General features: G+C 72.7%; 14 protein-coding genes and 1 riboswitch. Of the genes, 4 read left to right on the top strand and 10 right to left on the bottom strand.

The window, feature by feature from the left end:
- Positions 1-49 precede the first annotated feature (49 nt).
- The 3 genes from ACFYUS_RS27465 to ACFYUS_RS27455 are packed head-to-tail and all read right to left on the bottom strand — an operon-like array spanning position 50 to position 4810.
- Positions 50-1255 carry an alkaline phosphatase family protein gene (locus ACFYUS_RS27465; RefSeq protein WP_388857482.1) on the bottom strand — a complete coding sequence of 402 codons (1206 nt, stop codon included), beginning with the start codon at positions 1253-1255 and terminating at the stop codon, positions 50-52.
- Positions 1255-1851 carry a DUF5998 family protein gene (locus ACFYUS_RS27460; protein ID WP_388857479.1) on the bottom strand — a complete coding sequence of 199 codons (597 nt, stop codon included), beginning with the start codon at positions 1849-1851 and terminating at the stop codon, positions 1255-1257. Before ACFYUS_RS27460 ends, ACFYUS_RS27465 begins: the two co-directional genes overlap by 1 nt.
- A 40-nt stretch (positions 1852-1891) precedes the next feature.
- The gene (locus ACFYUS_RS27455) at positions 1892-4810 is read right to left on the bottom strand and encodes a GNAT family N-acetyltransferase (RefSeq protein ID WP_388857476.1); all 2919 of its coding nucleotides are present in this window, start codon (positions 4808-4810) and stop codon (positions 1892-1894) included.
- Between the two features lie 185 nt (positions 4811-4995).
- On the opposite strand from ACFYUS_RS27455, the gene ACFYUS_RS27450 reads away from it, so the two are divergent.
- On the top strand, positions 4996-5277 hold the full coding sequence (locus tag ACFYUS_RS27450; RefSeq protein ID WP_015036698.1) for an HPr family phosphocarrier protein: 282 nt from the start codon (positions 4996-4998) through the stop codon (positions 5275-5277).
- Between the two features lie 134 nt (positions 5278-5411).
- Here ACFYUS_RS27450 and ACFYUS_RS27445 read toward each other — a convergent pair whose 3' ends face one another.
- The 4 genes from ACFYUS_RS27445 to ACFYUS_RS27430 form a co-directional block, all read right to left on the bottom strand.
- Positions 5412-6095 (bottom strand): GntR family transcriptional regulator, encoded by a 684-nt coding sequence (locus ACFYUS_RS27445; RefSeq protein ID WP_388857473.1) that lies wholly within the window; start codon positions 6093-6095, stop codon positions 5412-5414.
- Positions 6096-6290: 195 nt separating this feature from the next.
- Complete coding sequence (locus tag ACFYUS_RS27440) at positions 6291-7061, bottom strand: M23 family metallopeptidase (RefSeq protein WP_388857470.1); 771 nt, start codon at positions 7059-7061, stop codon at positions 6291-6293.
- Between the two features lie 12 nt (positions 7062-7073).
- Positions 7074-7239, bottom strand: a riboswitch (cyclic di-AMP (ydaO/yuaA leader).
- Positions 7240-7439: 200 nt separating this feature from the next.
- A complete protein-coding gene (locus ACFYUS_RS27435) occupies positions 7440-8807 on the bottom strand; it encodes a M16 family metallopeptidase (RefSeq protein ID WP_388857694.1) in 1368 nt (455 codons plus the stop codon).
- 26 nt (positions 8808-8833) lie between these two features.
- Positions 8834-10192 (bottom strand): M16 family metallopeptidase, encoded by a 1359-nt coding sequence (locus ACFYUS_RS27430; RefSeq protein ID WP_388857467.1) that lies wholly within the window; start codon positions 10190-10192, stop codon positions 8834-8836.
- 181 nt (positions 10193-10373) lie between these two features.
- Here ACFYUS_RS27430 and ACFYUS_RS27425 point away from each other — a divergent pair, with 181 nt between their 5' ends.
- Positions 10374-12830 carry a DNA topoisomerase (ATP-hydrolyzing) subunit A gene (locus tag ACFYUS_RS27425; protein ID WP_388857464.1) on the top strand — a complete coding sequence of 819 codons (2457 nt, stop codon included), beginning with the start codon at positions 10374-10376 and terminating at the stop codon, positions 12828-12830.
- On the opposite strand, the gene ACFYUS_RS27420 is transcribed toward ACFYUS_RS27425, so the two are convergent.
- Positions 12827-13879, bottom strand: coding sequence for a CobW family GTP-binding protein (locus tag ACFYUS_RS27420; RefSeq protein WP_388857461.1), 1053 nt, complete (start codon positions 13877-13879; stop codon positions 12827-12829). The genes ACFYUS_RS27425 and ACFYUS_RS27420 overlap by 4 nt on opposite strands.
- A 111-nt stretch (positions 13880-13990) precedes the next feature.
- Here ACFYUS_RS27420 and ACFYUS_RS27415 point away from each other — a divergent pair, with 111 nt between their 5' ends.
- Together ACFYUS_RS27415 and ACFYUS_RS27410 are read left to right on the top strand one after the other, a co-directional pair.
- Positions 13991-15640, top strand: coding sequence for an ATP-binding protein (locus ACFYUS_RS27415; protein ID WP_388857458.1), 1650 nt, complete (start codon positions 13991-13993; stop codon positions 15638-15640).
- Positions 15637-16332 (top strand): response regulator, encoded by a 696-nt coding sequence (locus ACFYUS_RS27410; RefSeq protein ID WP_388857455.1) that lies wholly within the window; start codon positions 15637-15639, stop codon positions 16330-16332. Before ACFYUS_RS27415 ends, ACFYUS_RS27410 begins: the two co-directional genes overlap by 4 nt.
- Positions 16333-16349: 17 nt before the next feature.
- On the opposite strand, the gene ACFYUS_RS27405 is transcribed toward ACFYUS_RS27410, so the two are convergent.
- Positions 16350-17942 (bottom strand): cation acetate symporter, encoded by a 1593-nt coding sequence (locus tag ACFYUS_RS27405; protein WP_388857452.1) that lies wholly within the window; start codon positions 17940-17942, stop codon positions 16350-16352.
- On the bottom strand, positions 17939-18424 hold the full coding sequence (locus ACFYUS_RS27400) for a DUF485 domain-containing protein (RefSeq protein ID WP_388857449.1): 486 nt from the start codon (positions 18422-18424) through the stop codon (positions 17939-17941). Before ACFYUS_RS27400 ends, ACFYUS_RS27405 begins: the two co-directional genes overlap by 4 nt.
- Between the last annotated feature and the right edge of the window lie 27 nt (positions 18425-18451).

Below are 18451 nucleotides of genomic sequence, written 5' to 3'. Positions count from 1 at the left end.
TTTCAGGTCGTGGGAAGAAGTCGTGGGAAGAAGGGGGGACGTACCGGGTTCAGGAACGGACTTCGAGCAGCGGGACCAGCTGCTCCGCGGGGGTCATCGACCCGTGCATGCCGACCATCGCGGACTCGTGCGGCTCGTTGACGGAGGCGGTGATCGCCACGTCGTCGTGGGCCGCGGCGACGACGTCGCCGATCCGGCCGTACACCCGCTCGTCGACCTCGTCGCCGAACCAGCCGAGGGAGATGGCCTCGTCGCGGCTCGCCACCCAGAACTGCTCGCCGACGACCTCGCGCCAGCAGGTGAGGACGTCCGCCTCGGCTCCGGGCACGGCGTAGATGTGGCGCGCCCGGCCCTCGCCGCCGAGGAGGGCGACGCCGGCGCGCAGCTCCCAGTCCTCGTCGAAGTCGATGCGGTGCTCGTCGTCGAAGGGGATGTCGACCATGCCGTGGTCGGCCGTGACGTACAGGGCCGCGCGGGGCGGCAGCTGCTCGGCGAGCCGCTGCACGAGCCGGTCGACGAACATCAGCTGGCCGCGCCAGGCGTCGGAGTCGATGCCGAAGCGGTGACCGGCGCCGTCGAGCTCGCTGTAGTACGTGTAGACCAGCGAGCGGTCGCCGGCGGCGAGCTGCTCGGCGGCGAAGTCCATGCGCTCCTCGCCGGAGAGCCGCCCGTGAAACGTTCCGCCGCTGAGCGCGACCTTGGTGAGCGGGGTCTGCTCGAAGATCGGGGACGACACCTGGGCGGTGTGGATCCCGGCCTCGTGCGCGAGCCGGAAGACGGTCGGGTACGGCTGCCAGACGTGCGGCGCGGTCCACGGCTTCCAGCGCAGCTGGTTCATCAGCTCGCCGGTGTCGGGGTTGCGCACGGTGTAGCCGGGCAGTCCGTGCGTCCCCGGGTGGCGGCCGGTGCCGACGGAGGCCAGCGAGGTCGCGGTGGTGGCGGGGAACCCGGCGGTGACCGGGCGGCCCGTGCCGCCCCGCGAGGAGCCGAGGAGCGAGGTCAGATACGGCGCCTCGTCCGGGTGGGCCTTGATCTGCTCCCAGCCGAGCCCGTCGATCAGGAAGACGCAGTTCCGGTCGGCCGGGGCCAGCTCCGCGATCCGCGCGTCGAAGCCGGGCACGCCCTGGCCCGCCACGAGCGTCGGCAGCAGGTCGCCGAGCGAGCCGGTGGCGTACTCGGGCACCGGCGCGGTCTCCGGGGCGAGCGGGACCGGGTCGTCGGGCCAGCCGTGCGTCACGGCGGTGGGCTGCACCATCAGCGGGTGGGCGCGGCGGTCGCCGCGATGGCTTCGGAGAGGGCCTGGGCGAACGCGAGGGTCTGCCGGACGGTGTCCGGGCCGTCCCCGGCGTCGCTCACCCGCAGGCTGAGGTCGTCGGCCGTCGCGTTGCCGGTGTAGCCGTGGTCGGCGTCGCAGTTGGGGTCGCCGCAGGCGGCGGGCTCCAGGTCGATGCGGGAGACGGCACCCCAGCCGATGGTGAGGACCACTTCGCGGGGCAGCGTGCCCGGCGTGTACGACTCGGGGTTGGCGACCACGCGGCTGACGACGACCGACGAGATCCGGTCGACCTTCACGGACTCGGTGGAGGTCGTGGCGTACGGGGTCGGGGAGCTGGTGTCGGAGGCCTGCTCGTCGGTGTGGCTGACGATGAAGCGGTTCGGGGTCAGGACGAGGACGGTGACGTGGCGCCGGACCTCGTTCGCGTCGAAGGTGGTCTCCTGGTGGACCACGTACGACGAAATGGCCTCGCCGCCGACGGCGGCCTCCACCGCCTCGGCCACGAGGGCCGGGTAGTAGCCACTGCGCTCGATCGCCGCGCGCAGCCCCTGGGTCGTCGTACCGCTCTTTGCCATGGACTCCATCCTACGGGGCCGAGGGGCCCGCTCGGGCCCGTCAGTAGCGGGGCAGGCTTCGGGGACCGAGGTCGGTGCGGGGTGCCGGCGGGGCCAGCCGGACGGTCGCGCCGAGGACCGAGAGCCCGCGGGGTGCCACGACCACCGGCTCCAGGGAGACCGCGACCACCTCGGGGTGGTCGTCGACGAGCCGGGAGACCCGCAGCAGGAGTTCCTCCAGGGCCGGGGTGTCGACCGGGGCGGAGCCCCGCCAGCCGAAGAGCAGCGGGGCCGTGCGCAGGGAGCGGACGAGTTCGGCGACGTCCCGGTCGGTGGCCGGAACCAGCCGGTGGGCCGTGTCGCCGAGCAGTTCGGAGGCCGCGCCCGAGAGACCGAAGGAGAGGACGGCGCCGACGGCCGGGTCGATCGCGGAGCGGACGACGGTGTCGACGCCCCGCGGCACCATCGCCTGGACGACCGGCTGGAGTTCCTCCGGCTTGCCGAGGACCTCGGTCAGCTCCGCGTACGCCGTGCGGAGCTGTTCCTCGGTCGCCAGGTCCAGGCGGACGCCCCCGAGGTCGGGGCGGTGACGGAGGTGCGGCGCGGTCGCCTTGAGCGCGACGGGGTAGCCGAGCCGGGCGGCGACCGCGACGGCGGCGTCGGGGGTGGGCGCGGGGAGGGTCGGCAGGACGGTGATCCCGTACCGGGCGAGCAGCGCCCCGGCCGCCTCGGTGTCGAGGGTCACACCGCGGGCGTCCACCACTCCGTCGCCGCCGAGGACCCCTTCGATCAGCGCGGCGGCCCCGGCCTCGTCGATGTCCTCGTACTCGGGCACCCGCCCCGGCTCGGCCGCCTGCCGCCGCCACTGCCCGTACCGCACCGCCTCGGCCAGCGCCCGCACGGCCCGCTCGGCGGCGGGGTAGGCGGGGATGGTGGCCTGCCGCGCGGGGGTGGTGGGCTCTTGTACGGCAGGGGGCTCTTGTACGGGAGTGGTCACCGTGGCGGGGGCGACGGCGGGGCGGGGCCCGTCCGCGCGGGTCCCGGGCGCGGTGACGGCTCCGCGCCCCGCCGCGGCCGGCCGGGTGCTCGTCGCCACCGCCAGGGCCTCCGCGAGGCCGCCCATCTCCACGTGGACGACGACGACCGGCTTCGTCGGTGCGGGGGCGGAGGCGACGGCCTCGCGGAGGGCGGCCGCGAGCACCTCGCCGTCGCCGAACTCGGTGGCCCCGTCCTCGCCGACCCAGGGGATCGCGGTGACGACCACCGCGTCGGCGGTCTCGTCCGCCAGCGCCGCCGCCAGCGCGTCCCGGAAGTCCGCCGGGACCGCCGCCGTCGTCAGGTCGAGCGGCCGCATCGGGCGCAGCCCCTCGGTCAGGCAGGCGTCGTACGTGAGGAGGCCGAGCGACTCGGAATTGCCGAGGATCGCGACCCGGGGTCCGGCCGGCAGCGGCTGGGCGGCGAGGAGCAGCCCGGCGTCGACGAGCTCGGTGACGGTGTCGACGCGGATCACCCCGGCCTGGCGGAGCAGCGCGGAGACCGTGGCGTGCGGGATGCGGGTGACCGGCACCCGGTGGCCGGGCGGGGCGCTGCCGCTGTGCCGGGCGCCCTTGACGACCACGACGGGCTTGACGGCGGCGGTGCGGCGGGCGAGCCGGGTGAACTTCCGGGGGTTGCCGATCGACTCCAGGTAGAGGAGGACGACGTCGGTGCCGGGGTCGTCGTACCAGTGCTGGAGGAAGTCGTTGCCGGAGACGTCGGCGCGGTTGCCCGCCGAGATGAAGGAGGAGAGCCCGGCGCCCCGCCGGTGCAGCCCGGCGAGCAGGGCGATCCCGATGGCGCCGGACTGGGTGAAGAGCCCGATGCGCCCGGCGGCCGGCATCTGCGGCGCGAGCGAGGCGTTGAGCCGGACGTCGTCGGCGGTGTTGATGATGCCGAAGGCGTTGGGGCCGATGATCCGCATGCCGTACGAGCGGGCCTGCCGTACGAGCTCACGCTGGCGCTCGCGGCCGGCGGCCCCGCTCTCGGCGTATCCGGCGGAGAGCACGACGAGGCCGCGCACCCCGTGTTCGCCGCAGTCCGCGACGGCCTCGGGCACGCGTTCGGCGGGGACGGCGACGATCGCCAGGTCCACCGGTTCGCCGATGGCGCCGACGGAGGGGTGGGCGGGGACGCCGTCGAGCTCGGTCTCCCCGGTGAGCGCGGCGTTCACCGCGTACACCCGTCCCGTGAAGCCGGCCCCGAGGAGGTTGCGGAGCACGGTCCGGCCTACGCCGCCCGGGGCGCGTCCGGCGCCGACGACGGCGACGGACCCGGGGGTGAGGAGCCGCTGCACGGAGCGCGCCTCGGCCCGCTGCTCCCGGGCGCGCTGGACGGCGAGGGAGCGGTCGGTCGGTTCGAGGTCGAGGTGGAGACGGACGGAGCCGTCCTCGAAGCTGCGCTTCTGGGTGTAGCCCGCGTCGGTGAAGACCTTGATCATCTTGGTGTTGGCGGGGAGCACCTCGGCGGCGAAGCGCCGGATGTCCCGCTCGCGCGCGACCGCCGCGATGTGTTCGAGGAGGGCGGAGGCGACGCCGCGCCCCTGGTGCGCGTCCTGGACGAGGAAGGCGACCTCGGCCTCGTCGGCCGGGGCGGAGGCGGGCAGCCCCTGGGCGTTGATGCGGTCGTAGCGGACGGTGGCGATGAACTCGCCGCCGACGGTCGCCGCGAGCCCGACCCGGTCCACGAAGTCGTGGTGGGTGAAACGGTGGACGTCCTTGGCGGACAGGCGCGGGTAGGGGGCGAAGAAGCGGTAGTACTTCGACTCGTCCGAGACCTGCTCGTAGAAGCTGACGAGCCGGTCCGCGTCGTCGGCGGTGATGGGCCTGATGCGCGCGGTGCCGCCGTCGCGGAGCACCACGTCCGCCTCCCAGTGGTCGGGATAGGCGTGCTCCGGTGATGCCGGTGGTTCCGCCGCTTCCGACTGCTCCGACGCGCTCTGCATGGGGTCAGCCTACGGCCGCGACACGACGGCGGCACCGGTCGCGTGGCGGGTGTGTGCGATGCAAGGTGTTGCAAGCTGGGGAGGACCGAAGGGCGGTCCGATCCGGGTCGAAGGTCGGCGTGAGCACCGCGCGACCCGTGAGAGACTGGTCTAGACAACCCGCTTGAGACTTGAAGGGCAACACCATGGCTGAGCGCCGCGTCAACGTCGGCTGGGCCGAGGGCCTGCACGCCCGCCCCGCGTCCATCTTCGTCCGTGCCGCCACGGCTTCCGGCGTGCCGGTGACGATCGCCAAGTCCGACGGCACCCCCGTGAACGCCGCCTCCATGCTCGCGGTGCTCGGCCTGGGCGCCCAGGGCGGCGAGGAGATCGTCCTCGCGTCCGAGGCCGACGGCGCCGAGGCCGCGCTCGACCGCCTGGCGAAGCTGGTCGCCGAGGGCCTGGACGAGCTCCCCGAGACCGTCTGACCCGGTCCCCCGGGCGCTGAATGGCCGTGGCCGCCGGAATTCCGGCGGCCACGGCCATTCGCATTATCCGGACCTATTTCCGGGCAGCATGAAGAACGCGGCCGAATGCCTGCTCTTTGTATACGGTGGGCGTGTTAATTCCGGGCGCTCGTCGTGTTGACGGCATGTTGCGAAAGACTCACACGGCCGCGCTCCGTCCTTTTGAGCCGGTGCAGCGGCAGCGCGCGTTCCGCGTGCAGCGCGGTCAGCACCCTCGCCCGCTCGGCGTCGCCGCGCGCCACCGCGTCCACGATCGCGCCCCGCTCGGCCCAGGCCTCCACCGGCTCGGCGGGCTGCTCGACCACGTGCGTCCAGGCGATCTTGTACCGCAGCTGGGTGAGCAGCGCCGTCAGGGGCGGACTCCCGGAGGCCTGCGCGAGCGTCTCGTGGAACCAGCCGCCGAGCGAGCGCAGATCCTCGCCCTGACCGCGCCCGGCCCGCTCCTGCCCCAGCCTGACCAGGCCGCGCAGCACCTTGAGATGGGCCTCGGTGCGCCGCTGGGCGGCCCGCGCGGCCCCCAGCGGTTCGAGCAGCGCCCTCATGGCGAGCAGGTCGCCCGCCTCCTGCTCGGTCGGCTCGGCGACATGGGCGCCCGCATGGCGGCGGGTGACGACGAAGCCCTCGGACTCCAGAGTGCGCAGCGCCTCGCGGACCGGGACGCGGGAGACCCCGTACCGGCGGGCGAGCTGCTCCTCGGTCAGCCGGCTGCCCCGCTCGTACACGCCGGAGACGATGTCGTCCCGGATCGCCGTGCATACCGAATGCGCGGGAATACGCATGTCCGACCTCCGCCTTGATCCGCGCGAGTCAATTCGATCGGCGCCTGTTCTGCGCCCGATCTTCGACTCTATGGCAGTGCGCCGGAATTTCCGATGCCCCAGCGGATTCCATGGATATCTTTTGGACAGCGAAAAGCCCCGGCTCAGCACGAGCCGGGGCTTTTGCGACGCGGTCCGGAGCCGGTCCGGACGGGGTCAGAGGTCGACGCCGCGGGAGCGGAGGTACGTGATCGGGTCGATGTCCGAGCCGTACTCGGGGCTCGTGCGCGCCTCGAAGTGGAGGTGCGGGCCGGTGGAGTTGCCGCTCGAACCCGAGATGCCGATCTGCTGGCCCGGCTCGACGGTCTGGCCGACGTAGACCTCGATGGAGGAGAGGTGCCCGTACTGGGTGTACGTGCCGTCGTTCATCCGGATGACGATGTTGTTGCCGTACGCGCCGCCCCAGCCGGCCTCGACGACGGTGCCGGAGCCGACGGAGACGACCCGGGTGCCGTAGGCGGCGTGGAAGTCGATGCCGGAGTGGTGGCCGGAGGACCAGAGCGAGCCGCCGGTCTTGTAGCCGGTGGAGACGTACGAGCCGGCGACGGGGGCCTGGAAGGAGGCCAGGCGGCGGCGCTCGGCCGCACGGGCGGCGCGCTCGCGCTCCAGCCGGATCTCCTTGGCGCGGGCCTCGGCCTTGCGCTCCGCCTCGGCCTTGGCCTTCGCCTTGGCGATGGCCTCGACGGCCTCCTGCTCCTGGGCGGCGGCCTGGGCGTTGATCCGGTCGACGAGGGAGTCCTCGGTGATCACCTGGGTGAGACCGGTGTCCTCGGGGGAGCGGTTGTCCGTGTCGGCGGCGAGCGCCGGGGAGGCGAGGGTTCCGATGACGCCGGTGGTGGCGAGCGTCGCGGCGCCGGCGATGCCCACGCTGCGGCGCGCCATCCGGCTCGGAGCACGATGCTTCCCGGTGGCACGGGTGAACGCCATGGAGGGGCTGGTCCTTTCCTTCCTTCTCGCCTACCGGGTTAGCTGACGGGTTCGGAGCAGGAAGGTCTCCTACGGGCCCCTCCGTACGAGACGAAGGCGCCCGATTCACCCCAGGGACTGCATGTGGGTCCCCGGCTCCCCAGGCTCGCGCCTGACGGGGACTCGGCGATGACTGTCCGATGCCGCGGTCGCGGCACGTGCAACTGGCGAACAGCCGCCTCGACGCTATGCGGATCGTCTTTCAATCACCAACCAGACACGTCTTTTGTAAGACATGCCACAGGGCAAATGATCACCCTTGCTTCCAATACGGACAAAGAGGAGGACCCCGACGAACTGTGCCGTCGGGGTCCTCCTGTTGTCGCGTCGGGGCCGGAATCAGCCGGTCACGACGGTCACTTCACCGATGCCGAGCGCGCGCACCGGCTCCGCGATCTGCGCCGCGTCGCCGACGAGGACGGTGACGAGCCGGTCCACCGGGAAGGCGCTGACCACGGCGGCCGTCGCCTCGACGGTGCCGGTCTCGGCCATGCGCGCGTACAACTGGGCCTGGTAGTCGTCCGGGAGGTGCTGCTCCACCTGGTCGGCGAGCGTCCCGGCGACGGAGGCGGCGGTCTCGTACTTGAGGGGCGCCACCCCCACCAGGTTCTGCACGGCCGTCTCGCGCTCGGCGTCCGTCAGCCCCTCGGCGGCCAGCGTGCGCAGCACCTTCCAGAGGTCCTCCAGCGCCGGACCCGTGTTGGGTGTGTCGACGGATCCGCTGATGGCGAGCATCGAGGCGCCGTTCCCCCCGGCGTCCGAGCGGAGCACCTGGCCGAAGGCCCGCACGCCGTACGTGTAGCCCTTCTCCTCGCGCAGGACCCGGTCCAGACGCGAGGTCAGGGTGCCGCCGAGGCAGTACGTGCCGAGGACCTGGGCCGGCCAGACGCGGTCGTGCCGGTCGGGGCCGATCCGGCCGATCAGCAGCTGCGTCTGGACGGCGCCGGGGCGGTCCACGATGACGACCCGTCCGGTGTCGTCGGCGGTGATCGGCGGCATCGGGAGCGGCTCGGCCGGCTCACCGGTCCAGGCGCCCAGCGTCTCGGCGAGGACCTTGTCCAGGTCGACGCCGGTCAGGTCGCCGACGACCACGGCGGTGGCCGTGCCCGGCCGGACGTACGCCTCGTAGAAGGCGCGGACGGCTGCGGCGTCGATCGCGGCGACGGTCTCCTCGGTGCCCTGGCGCGGCCGGGACATCCGGGACTCGGCCGGGAACAGCTCCTTGGAGAGCTGCTTCGCGGCACGGCGGCCCGGGTTGGCCGTCTCGTGCGGGATCTCGTCGAGGCGGTTGCGCACCAGGCGCTCGATCTCGGTGTCCAGGAACGCCGGGGCGATCAGGGCCTCGGAGAGCAGGCCGAGCGCCTTGGGCAGCCGGGAGACCGGGACCTCCAGGGAGACCCGTACGCCCGGGTGGTCGGCGTGCGCGTCGAGCGTGGCGCCGCAGCGCTCCAGCTCGGCCGCGAACTCCTCGGCGCTGTGCTTGTCGGTGCCCTCGGAGAGCGCGCGGGCCATGATGGTCGCGACACCGTCGAGACCGGCGGGCTCGGCGTCCAGCGGGGCCGGCAGGAAGATCTCCACGGCGACGACCTGCTGGCCGGGGCGGTGGCTGGTGAGCACGGTCAGACCGTTGTCCAGCTTCCCGCGGTCCGGCGCCGGGAAGGCCCACGGCCTCGGGGCACCCGGCTGGGGCTGCGGGTGGAAGTCCATGCTCGTCAAAGACGCGGCAGCGTCGGTCACTGGTCCGCTCCCTCTTCCTCATCTTCGCCGTCGGCGTTTTCGCTCTGTTCGGGGGTCACCGGCTCGTAGACGAGCACCGCGCGGTTGTCGGGGCGCAGCTTGGCCGCGGCGACCGCCCGCACCTCCTCGGCGGTGACGTCCAGAACGCGGTCGACGGCGGTCAGGGCGAGCTGCGGGTCGCCGAACAGCACGGCGAACCGGCACAGTTCGTCCGCGCGGCCCGCGACGGTGCCGAGCCGGTCCAGCCACTCGCGCTCCAGCTGGGCCTGCGCGCGCTCCATCTCCTCGGGCGTGGGGCCCTCGGCGGCGAACCGGGCGAGCTCCTCGTCGACGGCCGCCTCGATCTGCGGGACCTCGACGCCGCCGGAGGTCTTGACGTCCAGCCAGCCCAGCGAGGGCGCCCCGGCGAGCCGCAGCAGGCCGAAGCCGGCGGCGACGGCCGTACGGTCGCGGCGGACCAGACGGTTGTGCAGACGGGAGGACTCCCCGCCGCCCAGCACCGTCAGGGCCAGATCGGCGGCGTCGCACTCACGCGTGCCGTCGTGCGGCAGCCGGTAGGCGGCCATCAGCGCACGGGCCGGCACCTCCTCCTCGACGACCTCGCGCAGCTGCTCGCCGATGGCCTCGGGCAGGTCGCCGGAGCGCGGCTCGGGCTTGCCGTCGTGGGCGGGGATGGAGCCGAAGTACTTCTCGACCCAGGCGAGGGTCTGCACCGGGTCGATGTCGCCGACCACGGACAGCACGGCGTTGTTCGGGGCGTAGTACGTGCGGAAGAAGTTCCGCGCGTCCTCCAGGGTCGCCGCGTCCAGGTCGGCCATGGAGCCGATCGGCGTGTGGTGGTACGGGTGGCCCTCCGGGTACGCGAGGGCGGTCAGCTTCTCGAAGGCCGTGCCGTACGGCACGTTGTCGTAGCGCTGGCGGCGCTCGTTCTTGACGACGTCCCGCTGGTTCTCCATGGACTCGTCGTCCAGGGCGGCGAGCAGCGAGCCCATGCGGTCGGCCTCCAGCCAGAGCGCGAGCTCCAGCTGGTGCGTGGGCATGGTCTCGAAGTAGTTGGTGCGCTCGAAGCTCGTCGTGCCGTTGAGCGAGCCGCCGGCGCCCTGCACCAGCTCGAAGTGGCCGTTCCCGTGCACCTGCTTCGAGCCCTGGAACATCAGGTGCTCGAAGAGGTGGGCGAGCCCCGTGCGGCCCTTGACCTCGTGGCGCGAGCCGACGTCGTACCAGAGGCAGACCGCTGCGACCGGGGTCAGGTGGTCCTCGGAGAGCACCACGCGCAGGCCGTTCGCCAACCGGTGCTCGGTCGCTGTCAGGCCGCCGGAGCCGGCCTCGGCCGTGGCCGTGTGACCCATGGGCATGTACGTCCCTTCGATCGCGATGTGAAAAAGTCCTGCCACTGTATGCAAGCGCGCCGACACCTGGCGAAGTTCCCGACCCTTCAGAATGTCCCTCTTCCGGGTCGCGGTCGGCGTTGTCGGTGGCACGGTCCACAATGGTCCGCGTCAGATCAACCTTGTTGGTGAAGGAGCCGCAGCCGCGATGGCCCGCCGCAGCACGAAGACACCGCCGCCGGACGACGCGTACGAGGAGAAGATCCTCGACATCGACGTCGTCGACGAGATGCAGGGCTCCTTCCTCGAGTACGCGTACTCGGTGATCTACTCGCGCGCCCTCCCCGACGCCCGCGACGGCATGAAGCCCGTCCAGCGCCGCATCGTCTACCAGATGGGCGAGATGGGGCTCCGCCCCGACCGCGGCTTCGTCAAGTGCGCCCGTGTCGTCGGCGAGGTCATGGGCAAGCTCCACCCGCACGGCGACGCGTCGATCTACGACGCGATGGTCCGCATGGCACAGCCCTTCTCCATGCGGCTCCCGCTCGTCGACGGCCACGGAAACTTCGGTTCCCTGGGCAACGACGACCCGCCGGCCGCCATGCGGTACACCGAGTCGCGGATGGCCCCGGCCGCGCTGCTCATGACCGAGTCCATCGACGAGGACACGGTCGACTTCGCGCCGAACTACGACGGCCAGGAGCAGGAGCCCGTCGCGCTCCCCGCCGCCTACCCGAACCTGCTGGTCAACGGCGCGTCCGGCATCGCGGTCGGCATGGCGACGAACATGCCCCCGCACAACCTCGGCGAGGTCGTCGCGGCCGCCCGCCACCTCATCCGGTACCCGAACGCCGACCTCGAGACGCTGATGCGCTTCGTGCCGGGCCCCGACCTGCCGACCGGCGGCCGGATCGTCGGCCTCTCCGGCATCAAGGACGCGTACGAGTCGGGCCGCGGCTCCTTCAAGATCCGCGCCACCGCGACCGTGGAGACCGTGACGGCCCGCCGCAAGGGCATCGTCGTGACCGAGCTGCCCTTCACGGTCGGCCCCGAGAAGGTCGTCTCCAAGATCAAGGACCTGGTCGGCTCCAAGAAGCTCCAGGGCATCGCGGACGTCAAGGACCTCACCGACCGCAGCCACGGCCTCCGCCTGGTCATCGAGATCAAGAACGGCTTCGTGCCGGAGGCCGTCCTGGAGCAGCTCTACAAGCTGACGCCGATGGAGGAGTCCTTCGGCATCAACAACGTGGCGCTGGTCGACGGACAGCCGCTCACCCTCGGCCTCAAGGAGCTCCTGGAGGTCTACCTCGACCACCGCTTCGAGGTGGTCCGGCGCCGCTCCGAGTTCCGCCGCACCAAGAAGAGCGACCGGCTCCACCTGGTCGAGGGCCTCCTCGTCGCCCTGCTCGACATCGACGAGGTCATCCGGATCATCCGGGAGAGCGAGAACTCCGCCCAGGCGAAGGAGCGCCTGATGGAGCGCTTCTCGCTGAGCGAGATCCAGACGCAGTACATCCTGGACACCCCGCTGCGCCGCCTCACCAAGTTCGACCGCCTCGAGCTGGAGACCGAGCGCGACCGCCTCAACGGCGAGATCGACGAGCTGACCGGGATCCTCGAATCCGATGCCGAGCTGCGCAAGCTGGTCTCGGCGGAACTGGCCGCGGTCGCCAAGAAGTTCGCCACGGACCGGCGGACCGTCCTCCTCGAGTCGGCGGGCGCGCCCGTCGCGGCCGTGTCCCTGGAGGTCGCGGACGACCCGTGCCGGGTGCTGCTCTCCTCGACGGGCCTGCTGGCCCGCACCGTGACCGAGCACCTCCCGCCCGTGGTGGACGGCAAGCGGGCCAAGCACGACGTGATCGTCTCGACGGTCGCCGCGACCCAGCGCGGTGACGTCGGCGCGGTGACCTCGGCCGGCCGGCTGCTGCGGATCGCGGTGATCGACCTGCCGCAGCTGCCGGACACCGCGACCGCCCCGAACCTGGCGGGCGGCGCGCCGCTGTCGGAGTTCCTCTCCCTGGAGGCCGACGAGACGGTGGTCTGCCTGACCACACTGGAGGAGTCCTCGCCGGGCCTCGCCCTCGGCACGCTGCAGGGCGTGGTGAAGCGCGTGGTGCCGGACTATCCGGCGAACAAGGACGAGCTGGAGGTCATCACCCTCAAGGACGGTGACCGGATCGTCGGCGCGACGGAGCTGCGGACGGGCGAGGAGGACCTGGTCTTCATCACCTCCGACGCCCAGCTGCTGCGCTACCAGGCCTCTCAGGTGCGGCCCCAGGGCCGTCCGGCGGGCGGCATGGCGGGCATCAAGCTCACCGCGGGCGCCGAGGTGATCTCGTTCACGGCCGTCGACCCGGCGGCGGACGCCGCCGTCTTCACCGTCGCGGGCTCCACGGGCACCCTGGACTCCTCGGCGGGCACGTCGGCGAAGCTGACCCCCTTCGACCAGTACCCGCGCAAGGGCCGCGCGACCGGCGGTGTCCGCTGCCAGCGCTTCCTGAAGGGCGAGGACGTGCTGATCCTGGCCTGGGCGGGCGTGACCCCGGCCCGCGCCGCCCAGAAGAACGGCACCCCGGTGGACCTGCCCGAGGCCGACCCCCGCCGCGACGGCTCGGGCACCCCGCTCCCGAAGCCGGTCGACGTGGTCGCGGGCCCGGCGAGCTAGGACTCGTCCGGCTCGTCCTCCGTCCGCTGCACATACCGCAGGACGCCCCACATGCTGTGCTCGTCGGGGGCGTCCTGCGGGCCGTTCAGCTCGCAGGAGGCGAGTTCCTTGCGCAGTCCGGCCACGTCGATGCCGGAGCCGATCAGGACGAGCTGGGTGAGGCGCTCCTCCCCGGCGGGCCAGGGCTCCGGGTAGAAGCGCAGGAAGCGGCCGACCGCGTGCACGGTGTAGCGGTTGGCCGGGTCGGCGGGGCCGAGGTCGACGAAGCCCTTGATCCGGTAGAGGCCCTCGGGGCGCGAGTCGAGGAAGGCCATCAGGCGGCGCGGGTGCAGCGGCGTCGACGCCGTCACCGAGAGGCTCTCGTAGGCCGCGTGCGGATGGGCGTGACCGTCGTCCTCGGAGCCGTACAGGATGTCCTCGATCGACATCTGGCCCTCGATCTCACCCTCCGGCACGACCCGGTCGAAGAGCAGCTCCGGGTCGACGCGTCCGTGCGAGGCCTCGACCACGGCGGCGCGTCCGGCAAGGCCGGCCACCGTCTCCCGTACGCTCCGCAGCTCGTCCTCGGCCACCCGGTCGGCCTTGTTGACGACGACGAGGTCGGCGAGGGAGAGGTGCCGGTCGGCACCGGGGTGCCGCTGTCGGGTGGCCTCGAACTCGGCCGCGTCGACGACCTGCACCAGCCCTCCGTACACGACCCGCTCGTTCTCGCTGGCGAGCACCATGCGGACCAGCTCCTCCGGCTCCGCGAGCCCGCTCGCCTCGATCACGATCACGTCGAGCCGGGACTCGGGCCGGGTCAGGACCTCCAGGTACTCGTCGAGCTCGCCGGCGTCGACGGCGCAGCACAGGCAGCCGTTGCCGAGGGAGACGGTGGAGCCGACCTGGCCGGCGACGGTCATCGCGTCGATGCCGATGTCGCCGAAGTCGTTGACCATGACGCCGATGCGGGTGCCCCGGGCGCTGCGCAGCAGATGGTTGAGGAGCGTGGTCTTCCCGGCCCCGAGGAACCCGGCCAGGACGACGACGGGGATCTGCTGCGTGGTCAAGGGACGTGCCTCCGGTTCCTTCGGGTCCCACGGCCGTGGGCAGCCCCCAGAATAGGCGTCCGTTCCGTCACCATTTCCGGTCCCGGGGCGCGGCCGCTTACCGTTTCCGCCATGACCCCCGCACAGAGCAGCCCCCCGCGTCCCCGCGCGCGCCGTCGCCGGTTCGGGTGGCCGCAGCGGGTGTTCTCGCAGGTCCTGCTGATGCAGCTGGCCATCGCGACCGGTGTGACCGTCCTCGCCACCGGCCTCTTCCTCGCTCCGCTGAGCGCCCAGCTCGACGACCAGGCCATGCGGCGGGCCCTGGCCATCGCCGGGACCACCGCCTCGCCCCGGCTCGCCGCGGACCTCACCGGCAGCCGGCCGTCCGCGCGGGGCCCGGTGCAGACGGAGGCCGAGCGGATCAGGACCTCCACGGGCGCCGAGTACGTCGTGGTCATGGACACGCGCGGGGTGCGCTGGTCGCACACCGACCCCGCCCAGATCGGCCGGCTCGTCTCCACCGACCCGAGCACGGTCCTCGCCGGGCACGAGGTCATGGAGATCGACAGCGGCACCCTGGGCCGCTCGGCACGGGGCAAGGTGCCGCTGCGGGACGCCGACGGCAGGATCGTCGGCGCGGTCTCCGTCGGCATCGAGTACGACAGCGTCCGCGACCGGCTCCTCGCCGCCATCCCCGGCCTCCTCGCCTACGCGGGCGGCGCGCTCGCGGCCGGGGCGCTCGCCGCGTACCTGATCTCGCGGCGGCTCCAGCGGCAGACGCACGACCTGGCCTTCTCCGACATCTCCGCGCTGCTCGCCGAACGCGAGGCGATGCTCCACGGCATCCGGGAGGGCGTCGTGGCCCTCGACCGCAACGGCTCCGTGCGGCTCATGAACGACGAGGCCCAGCGGCTCCTCGGCCTCGGCCCCGAGGCGGCGGGCCGGCCGCTCGACGAGGTCCTCGGCGGGGGCCGTACCGCCGACGTCCTCGCGGGCCGGGTCACCGGCGAGGACCTGCTCACCGTCCGGGGCCACCGGGTCCTGATCGCCAACCGGATGCCCACGGACGACGGAGGCGCCGTGGCGACCCTCCGCGACCGCACCGAGCTGGAACGCCTCGGCCGCGAGCTCGACTCCACCCGGGGCCTGATCGACGCGCTCCGCGCCCAGGACCACGAGCACGCCAACCGGCTGCACACCCTCCTGGGGCTGCTGGAGCTGGAGATGCACGAGGAGGCGGTCGAGTTCGTCACGGAGGTGGTCGGCGTGCACCGGGCCACCGCCGAGCAGGTCACGGAGAAGGTCCACGACCCGCTCCTCGCCGCGCTCCTGGTCGGGAAGGCGACCGTCGCCGCCGAGCGTGGCGTCTCGCTGCGGCTCGCGTCCGGCTCCCTGCTGCCGGACCGGCTCGTCGACCCGCGCGAGCTGGTCACCGTCGTCGGCAACCTGGTCGACAACGCCCTGGACGCCGTCGCCGGCACTCCCGGCGCCCGCATCGAGGTCTCCTTCCGCGCCGAGGGCCGTACGGTGGTGCTGCGGGTCGCGGACAGCGGCCCGGGCGTCCCGGAGGAGCGCCGCGAGCTGATCTTCACCGAGGGCTGGACGACGAAGGAGCTCCCGTCCCACGGCAAGCGCGGTCTCGGCCTCGCCCTGGTGCGCCGGCTCGCCGAGCGCCGGGGCGGCACGGCCGGGGTGTCCGGCGGTCCCGAGGGCGGCGCCGTGTTCACGGTCGTCCTCCCGGACGCCCTGACCGATCCGGAGTCCCCCGAGGAGACGCGATGATCGACGTACTGGTGGTCGACGACGACGCGCTCGTCGCGCGGATCAACGCCGCCTACGTCTCCAAGGTGCCCGGCTTCCGGGTCGTCGCCACCGCCCACTCGACCGCCGAGGCGCTCGCCGCCCTGGACGGACAGCCGGTGGACCTGATCCTCCTGGACCACTACCTGCCCGACGAGAACGGTCTCGCAGCGGTACGGGAGCTCCGCGCGCGCGGCCACCAGTGCGACGTGATCATGGTGACGGCGGCCCGTGACGTGGCCACCGTGCAGTCGGCGATGCGGCACGGCGCGCTCCAGTACCTGGTCAAGCCGTTCAACTTCGCCGGGCTCCGCGCCAAGCTGGAGGCGTACGCGACGCTCCGCCGCACCCTGGAGAGCGGCGGCGAGGCGGAACAGGCCGAGGTGGACCGGATCTTCGGGGCCCTGTCGGCAGGGGCCATCACCCCCGATCTGCCCAAGGGCCACTCCCCCACCACGGCCGAACTGGTCCGGCAGGTCCTGCTCGCGGCCGACGGCCCGCTGTCAGCGCAGGAGATCGCCGAGCGGGCCGGCGTCAGCCGCCAGACCGCACAGCGCTACCTCAAACTCCTGGAACGCACCGGCCGTGTGCGCCTCTCTCTCCGGTACGGCGAGACGGGCCGCCCCGAGCACCGGTACGCCTGGGCGAGCTCACCGTCCACCGGCTCCGTCTGACGCCCCGCGCGGGACGGTCAGACGGCTCCCGCGCCCGTCAGGGCCCGCACCTCGGTCTCCGCGTGCCGGGCCTCGTCGGGCGGCTCGGACGAGGTGACCGTGCCGATCCACCCGGCCAGGAAGCCGAGCGGGATGGACACCACTCCCGGGTTCTGCAAGGGGAAGAGGTGGAAGTCGACGCCCGGGAACAGCGATTCCGGGCTGCCGGAGACGACCGGCGAGACCAGGACGAGCAGCACGGCGGGGATCAGGCCTCCGTACACCGACCAGACCGCGCCCCGGGTGGTGAACTTCCGCCAGAACAGCGAGTAGAGCAGCACCGGCAGATTGGCGGAGGCCGCGACCGCGAAGGCCAGGCCGACGAGGAAGGCCACGTTGAGGTCGCGTGCGAGCAGTCCGAGACCGATGGCGGCCGCACCGATGCCTGCGGCGGCGACCCGGGCGACAGCCACCTCGCTGTACTGCTTCGCGTGTGGGCGGCGCAGTGAGGTGTACAGGTCGTGGGCGACGGAGGCCGAGGAGGCCAGGGTGATCCCCGCGACGACGGCGAGGATGGTCGCGAAGGCGACGGCGGCGACGACGGCGAAGAGCACCGTGCCGCCGGTGGAGCCCGCGCCCCCGCCGAGGTCGAGGGCGAGCAGCGGCACGGCGGTGTTCCCGGCAGCGTTGGAGGCACGGACCTCGTCGGGGCCGATCAGCGCGGCCGCGCCGAAGCCGAGCACGATGGTCATCAGGTAGAAGCCGCCGATGAGCCCGATGGACCAGACGACGGAGCGCCGGGCGGCGCGGGCGGTCGGCACGGTGTAGAAGCGCGACAGGATGTGCGGCAGTCCGGCGGTGCCCAGGACGAGGGCGAGGCCGAGGCTGATGAAGTCGAGGCGGGCCGTCCAGTCGCCGCCGTAGCGCAGCCCGGGGGCGAGGAAGTCCAGGCCGTGCCCGCTGCGTTCGGCGGCGGTGGAGAGCAGGCTGTTCACGTCGCCGTGGAACCGGAGCAGGACGAGGACGGTGAGCGCGATCGTGCCCGCCATGAGCAGGACCGCCTTGACGATCTGGATCCAGGTGGTGGCCCGCATGCCGCCGAGCGACACGTAGATCACCATCAGCGCGCCCACGCCGATCACCGTCCACGAGCGCGCCGCCTGGCTGGAACCGCCGAGCAGCAGCGCCACCAGGCTCCCGGCGCCCACCATCTGGGCCACGAGGTACAGCACGGAGACGGCCACCGAGGACGTTCCGGCGGCGATCCGCACCGGCCGCTCCGCCATCCGCGCGGCGACGACGTCGGCCAGCGTGAACCGACCGCAGTTGCGGACCAGCTCGGCGACCAGCAGGAGCACGACCAGCCAGGCGACGAGGAAGCCGACCGAGTAGAGCATGCCGTCGTAGCCGTAGAGCGCGATCAGCCCGGAGATACCGAGGAACGAGGCCGCCGACATGTAGTCCCCGGCGATGGCGAACCCGTTCTCCAGCGGCGAGAACAGTCGCCCGCCCGCATAGAACTCCTCCGCCGAACCGTGCCGGTGCCGGCTCACCCAGGTGGTGATCCCCAGGGTCACGGCGACGAACACACTGAACAGCACGAGCGCCAGGGTCTGGTGGTCTCCGGTCACGGCTGCATCACCCCTCGGGTCATCTCCTGCGTGTCCCAGCGCAGTTCCAGCGCCGCCCGGTCCCTGCGCAGCCGCGCGTGGCGCGCGTACGCCCAGGTCAGCAGGAAGGTCGTGAGGAACTGCCCGAGCCCCGCGACCATCGCCACGTTCACCGCTCCGGCCACCGGCCGGGCCATGAGCCCGGGTGCGGCGGTCGCCGCCACCACATAGGCGAGGTACCACAGGAGGAACGCCAGGGTGGCCGGGAAGACGAACCGGCGGTAGCGGCTGCGTACTTCCTGGAAAGCGGGGCTCCGCTGGACTTCCAGATAGATCTCCGCCGCGTCGTGGACCCGCTGCCGCGGCACCACGTCGGGCCGGCCGTCACCGGGCGCCCCGGCCGCCGTCTGTTCACCCCAACCTGAGGCCGTCGCGTCGTACCAGGGGTCATCGACCGCCGTCGCCGAAGCGTCGCGCCCCTCCTGCTTGTCCACCTGCTCCACCGAGCAACTCTCCTTGTCAGCAAACCG

Origin of the sequence: Streptomyces sp. NPDC004284, assembly GCF_042874035.1 — a bacterium.
Classification (GTDB): domain Bacteria; phylum Actinomycetota; class Actinomycetes; order Streptomycetales; family Streptomycetaceae; genus Streptomyces.
Note: the sequence above shows the minus strand (reverse complement) of the source record. Positions and strands in the feature narration are given on the sequence as shown.

What these genes read in the sequence shown, in the direction of transcription:
- ACFYUS_RS27465 (WP_388857482.1), bottom strand. Translation starts at nt 1,255, where the DNA reads ATGGTGCAGCCCACCGCCGTGACGCACGGCTGGCCCGACGACCCGGTC.
- ACFYUS_RS27460 (WP_388857479.1), bottom strand. Translation starts at nt 1,851, where the DNA reads ATGGCAAAGAGCGGTACGACGACCCAGGGGCTGCGCGCGGCGATCGAG.
- ACFYUS_RS27455 (WP_388857476.1), bottom strand. Translation starts at nt 4,810, where the DNA reads ATGCAGAGCGCGTCGGAGCAGTCGGAAGCGGCGGAACCACCGGCATCA.
- ACFYUS_RS27450 (WP_015036698.1), top strand. Translation starts at nt 4,996, where the DNA reads ATGGCTGAGCGCCGCGTCAACGTCGGCTGGGCCGAGGGCCTGCACGCC.
- ACFYUS_RS27445 (WP_388857473.1), bottom strand. Translation starts at nt 6,095, where the DNA reads ATGCGTATTCCCGCGCATTCGGTATGCACGGCGATCCGGGACGACATC.
- ACFYUS_RS27440 (WP_388857470.1), bottom strand. Translation starts at nt 7,061, where the DNA reads ATGGCGTTCACCCGTGCCACCGGGAAGCATCGTGCTCCGAGCCGGATG.
- ACFYUS_RS27435 (WP_388857694.1), bottom strand. Translation starts at nt 8,807, where the DNA reads ATGGACTTCCACCCGCAGCCCCAGCCGGGTGCCCCGAGGCCGTGGGCC.
- ACFYUS_RS27430 (WP_388857467.1), bottom strand. Translation starts at nt 10,192, where the DNA reads ATGCCCATGGGTCACACGGCCACGGCCGAGGCCGGCTCCGGCGGCCTG.
- ACFYUS_RS27425 (WP_388857464.1), top strand. Translation starts at nt 10,374, where the DNA reads ATGGCCCGCCGCAGCACGAAGACACCGCCGCCGGACGACGCGTACGAG.
- ACFYUS_RS27415 (WP_388857458.1), top strand. Translation starts at nt 13,991, where the DNA reads ATGACCCCCGCACAGAGCAGCCCCCCGCGTCCCCGCGCGCGCCGTCGC.
- ACFYUS_RS27410 (WP_388857455.1), top strand. Translation starts at nt 15,637, where the DNA reads ATGATCGACGTACTGGTGGTCGACGACGACGCGCTCGTCGCGCGGATC.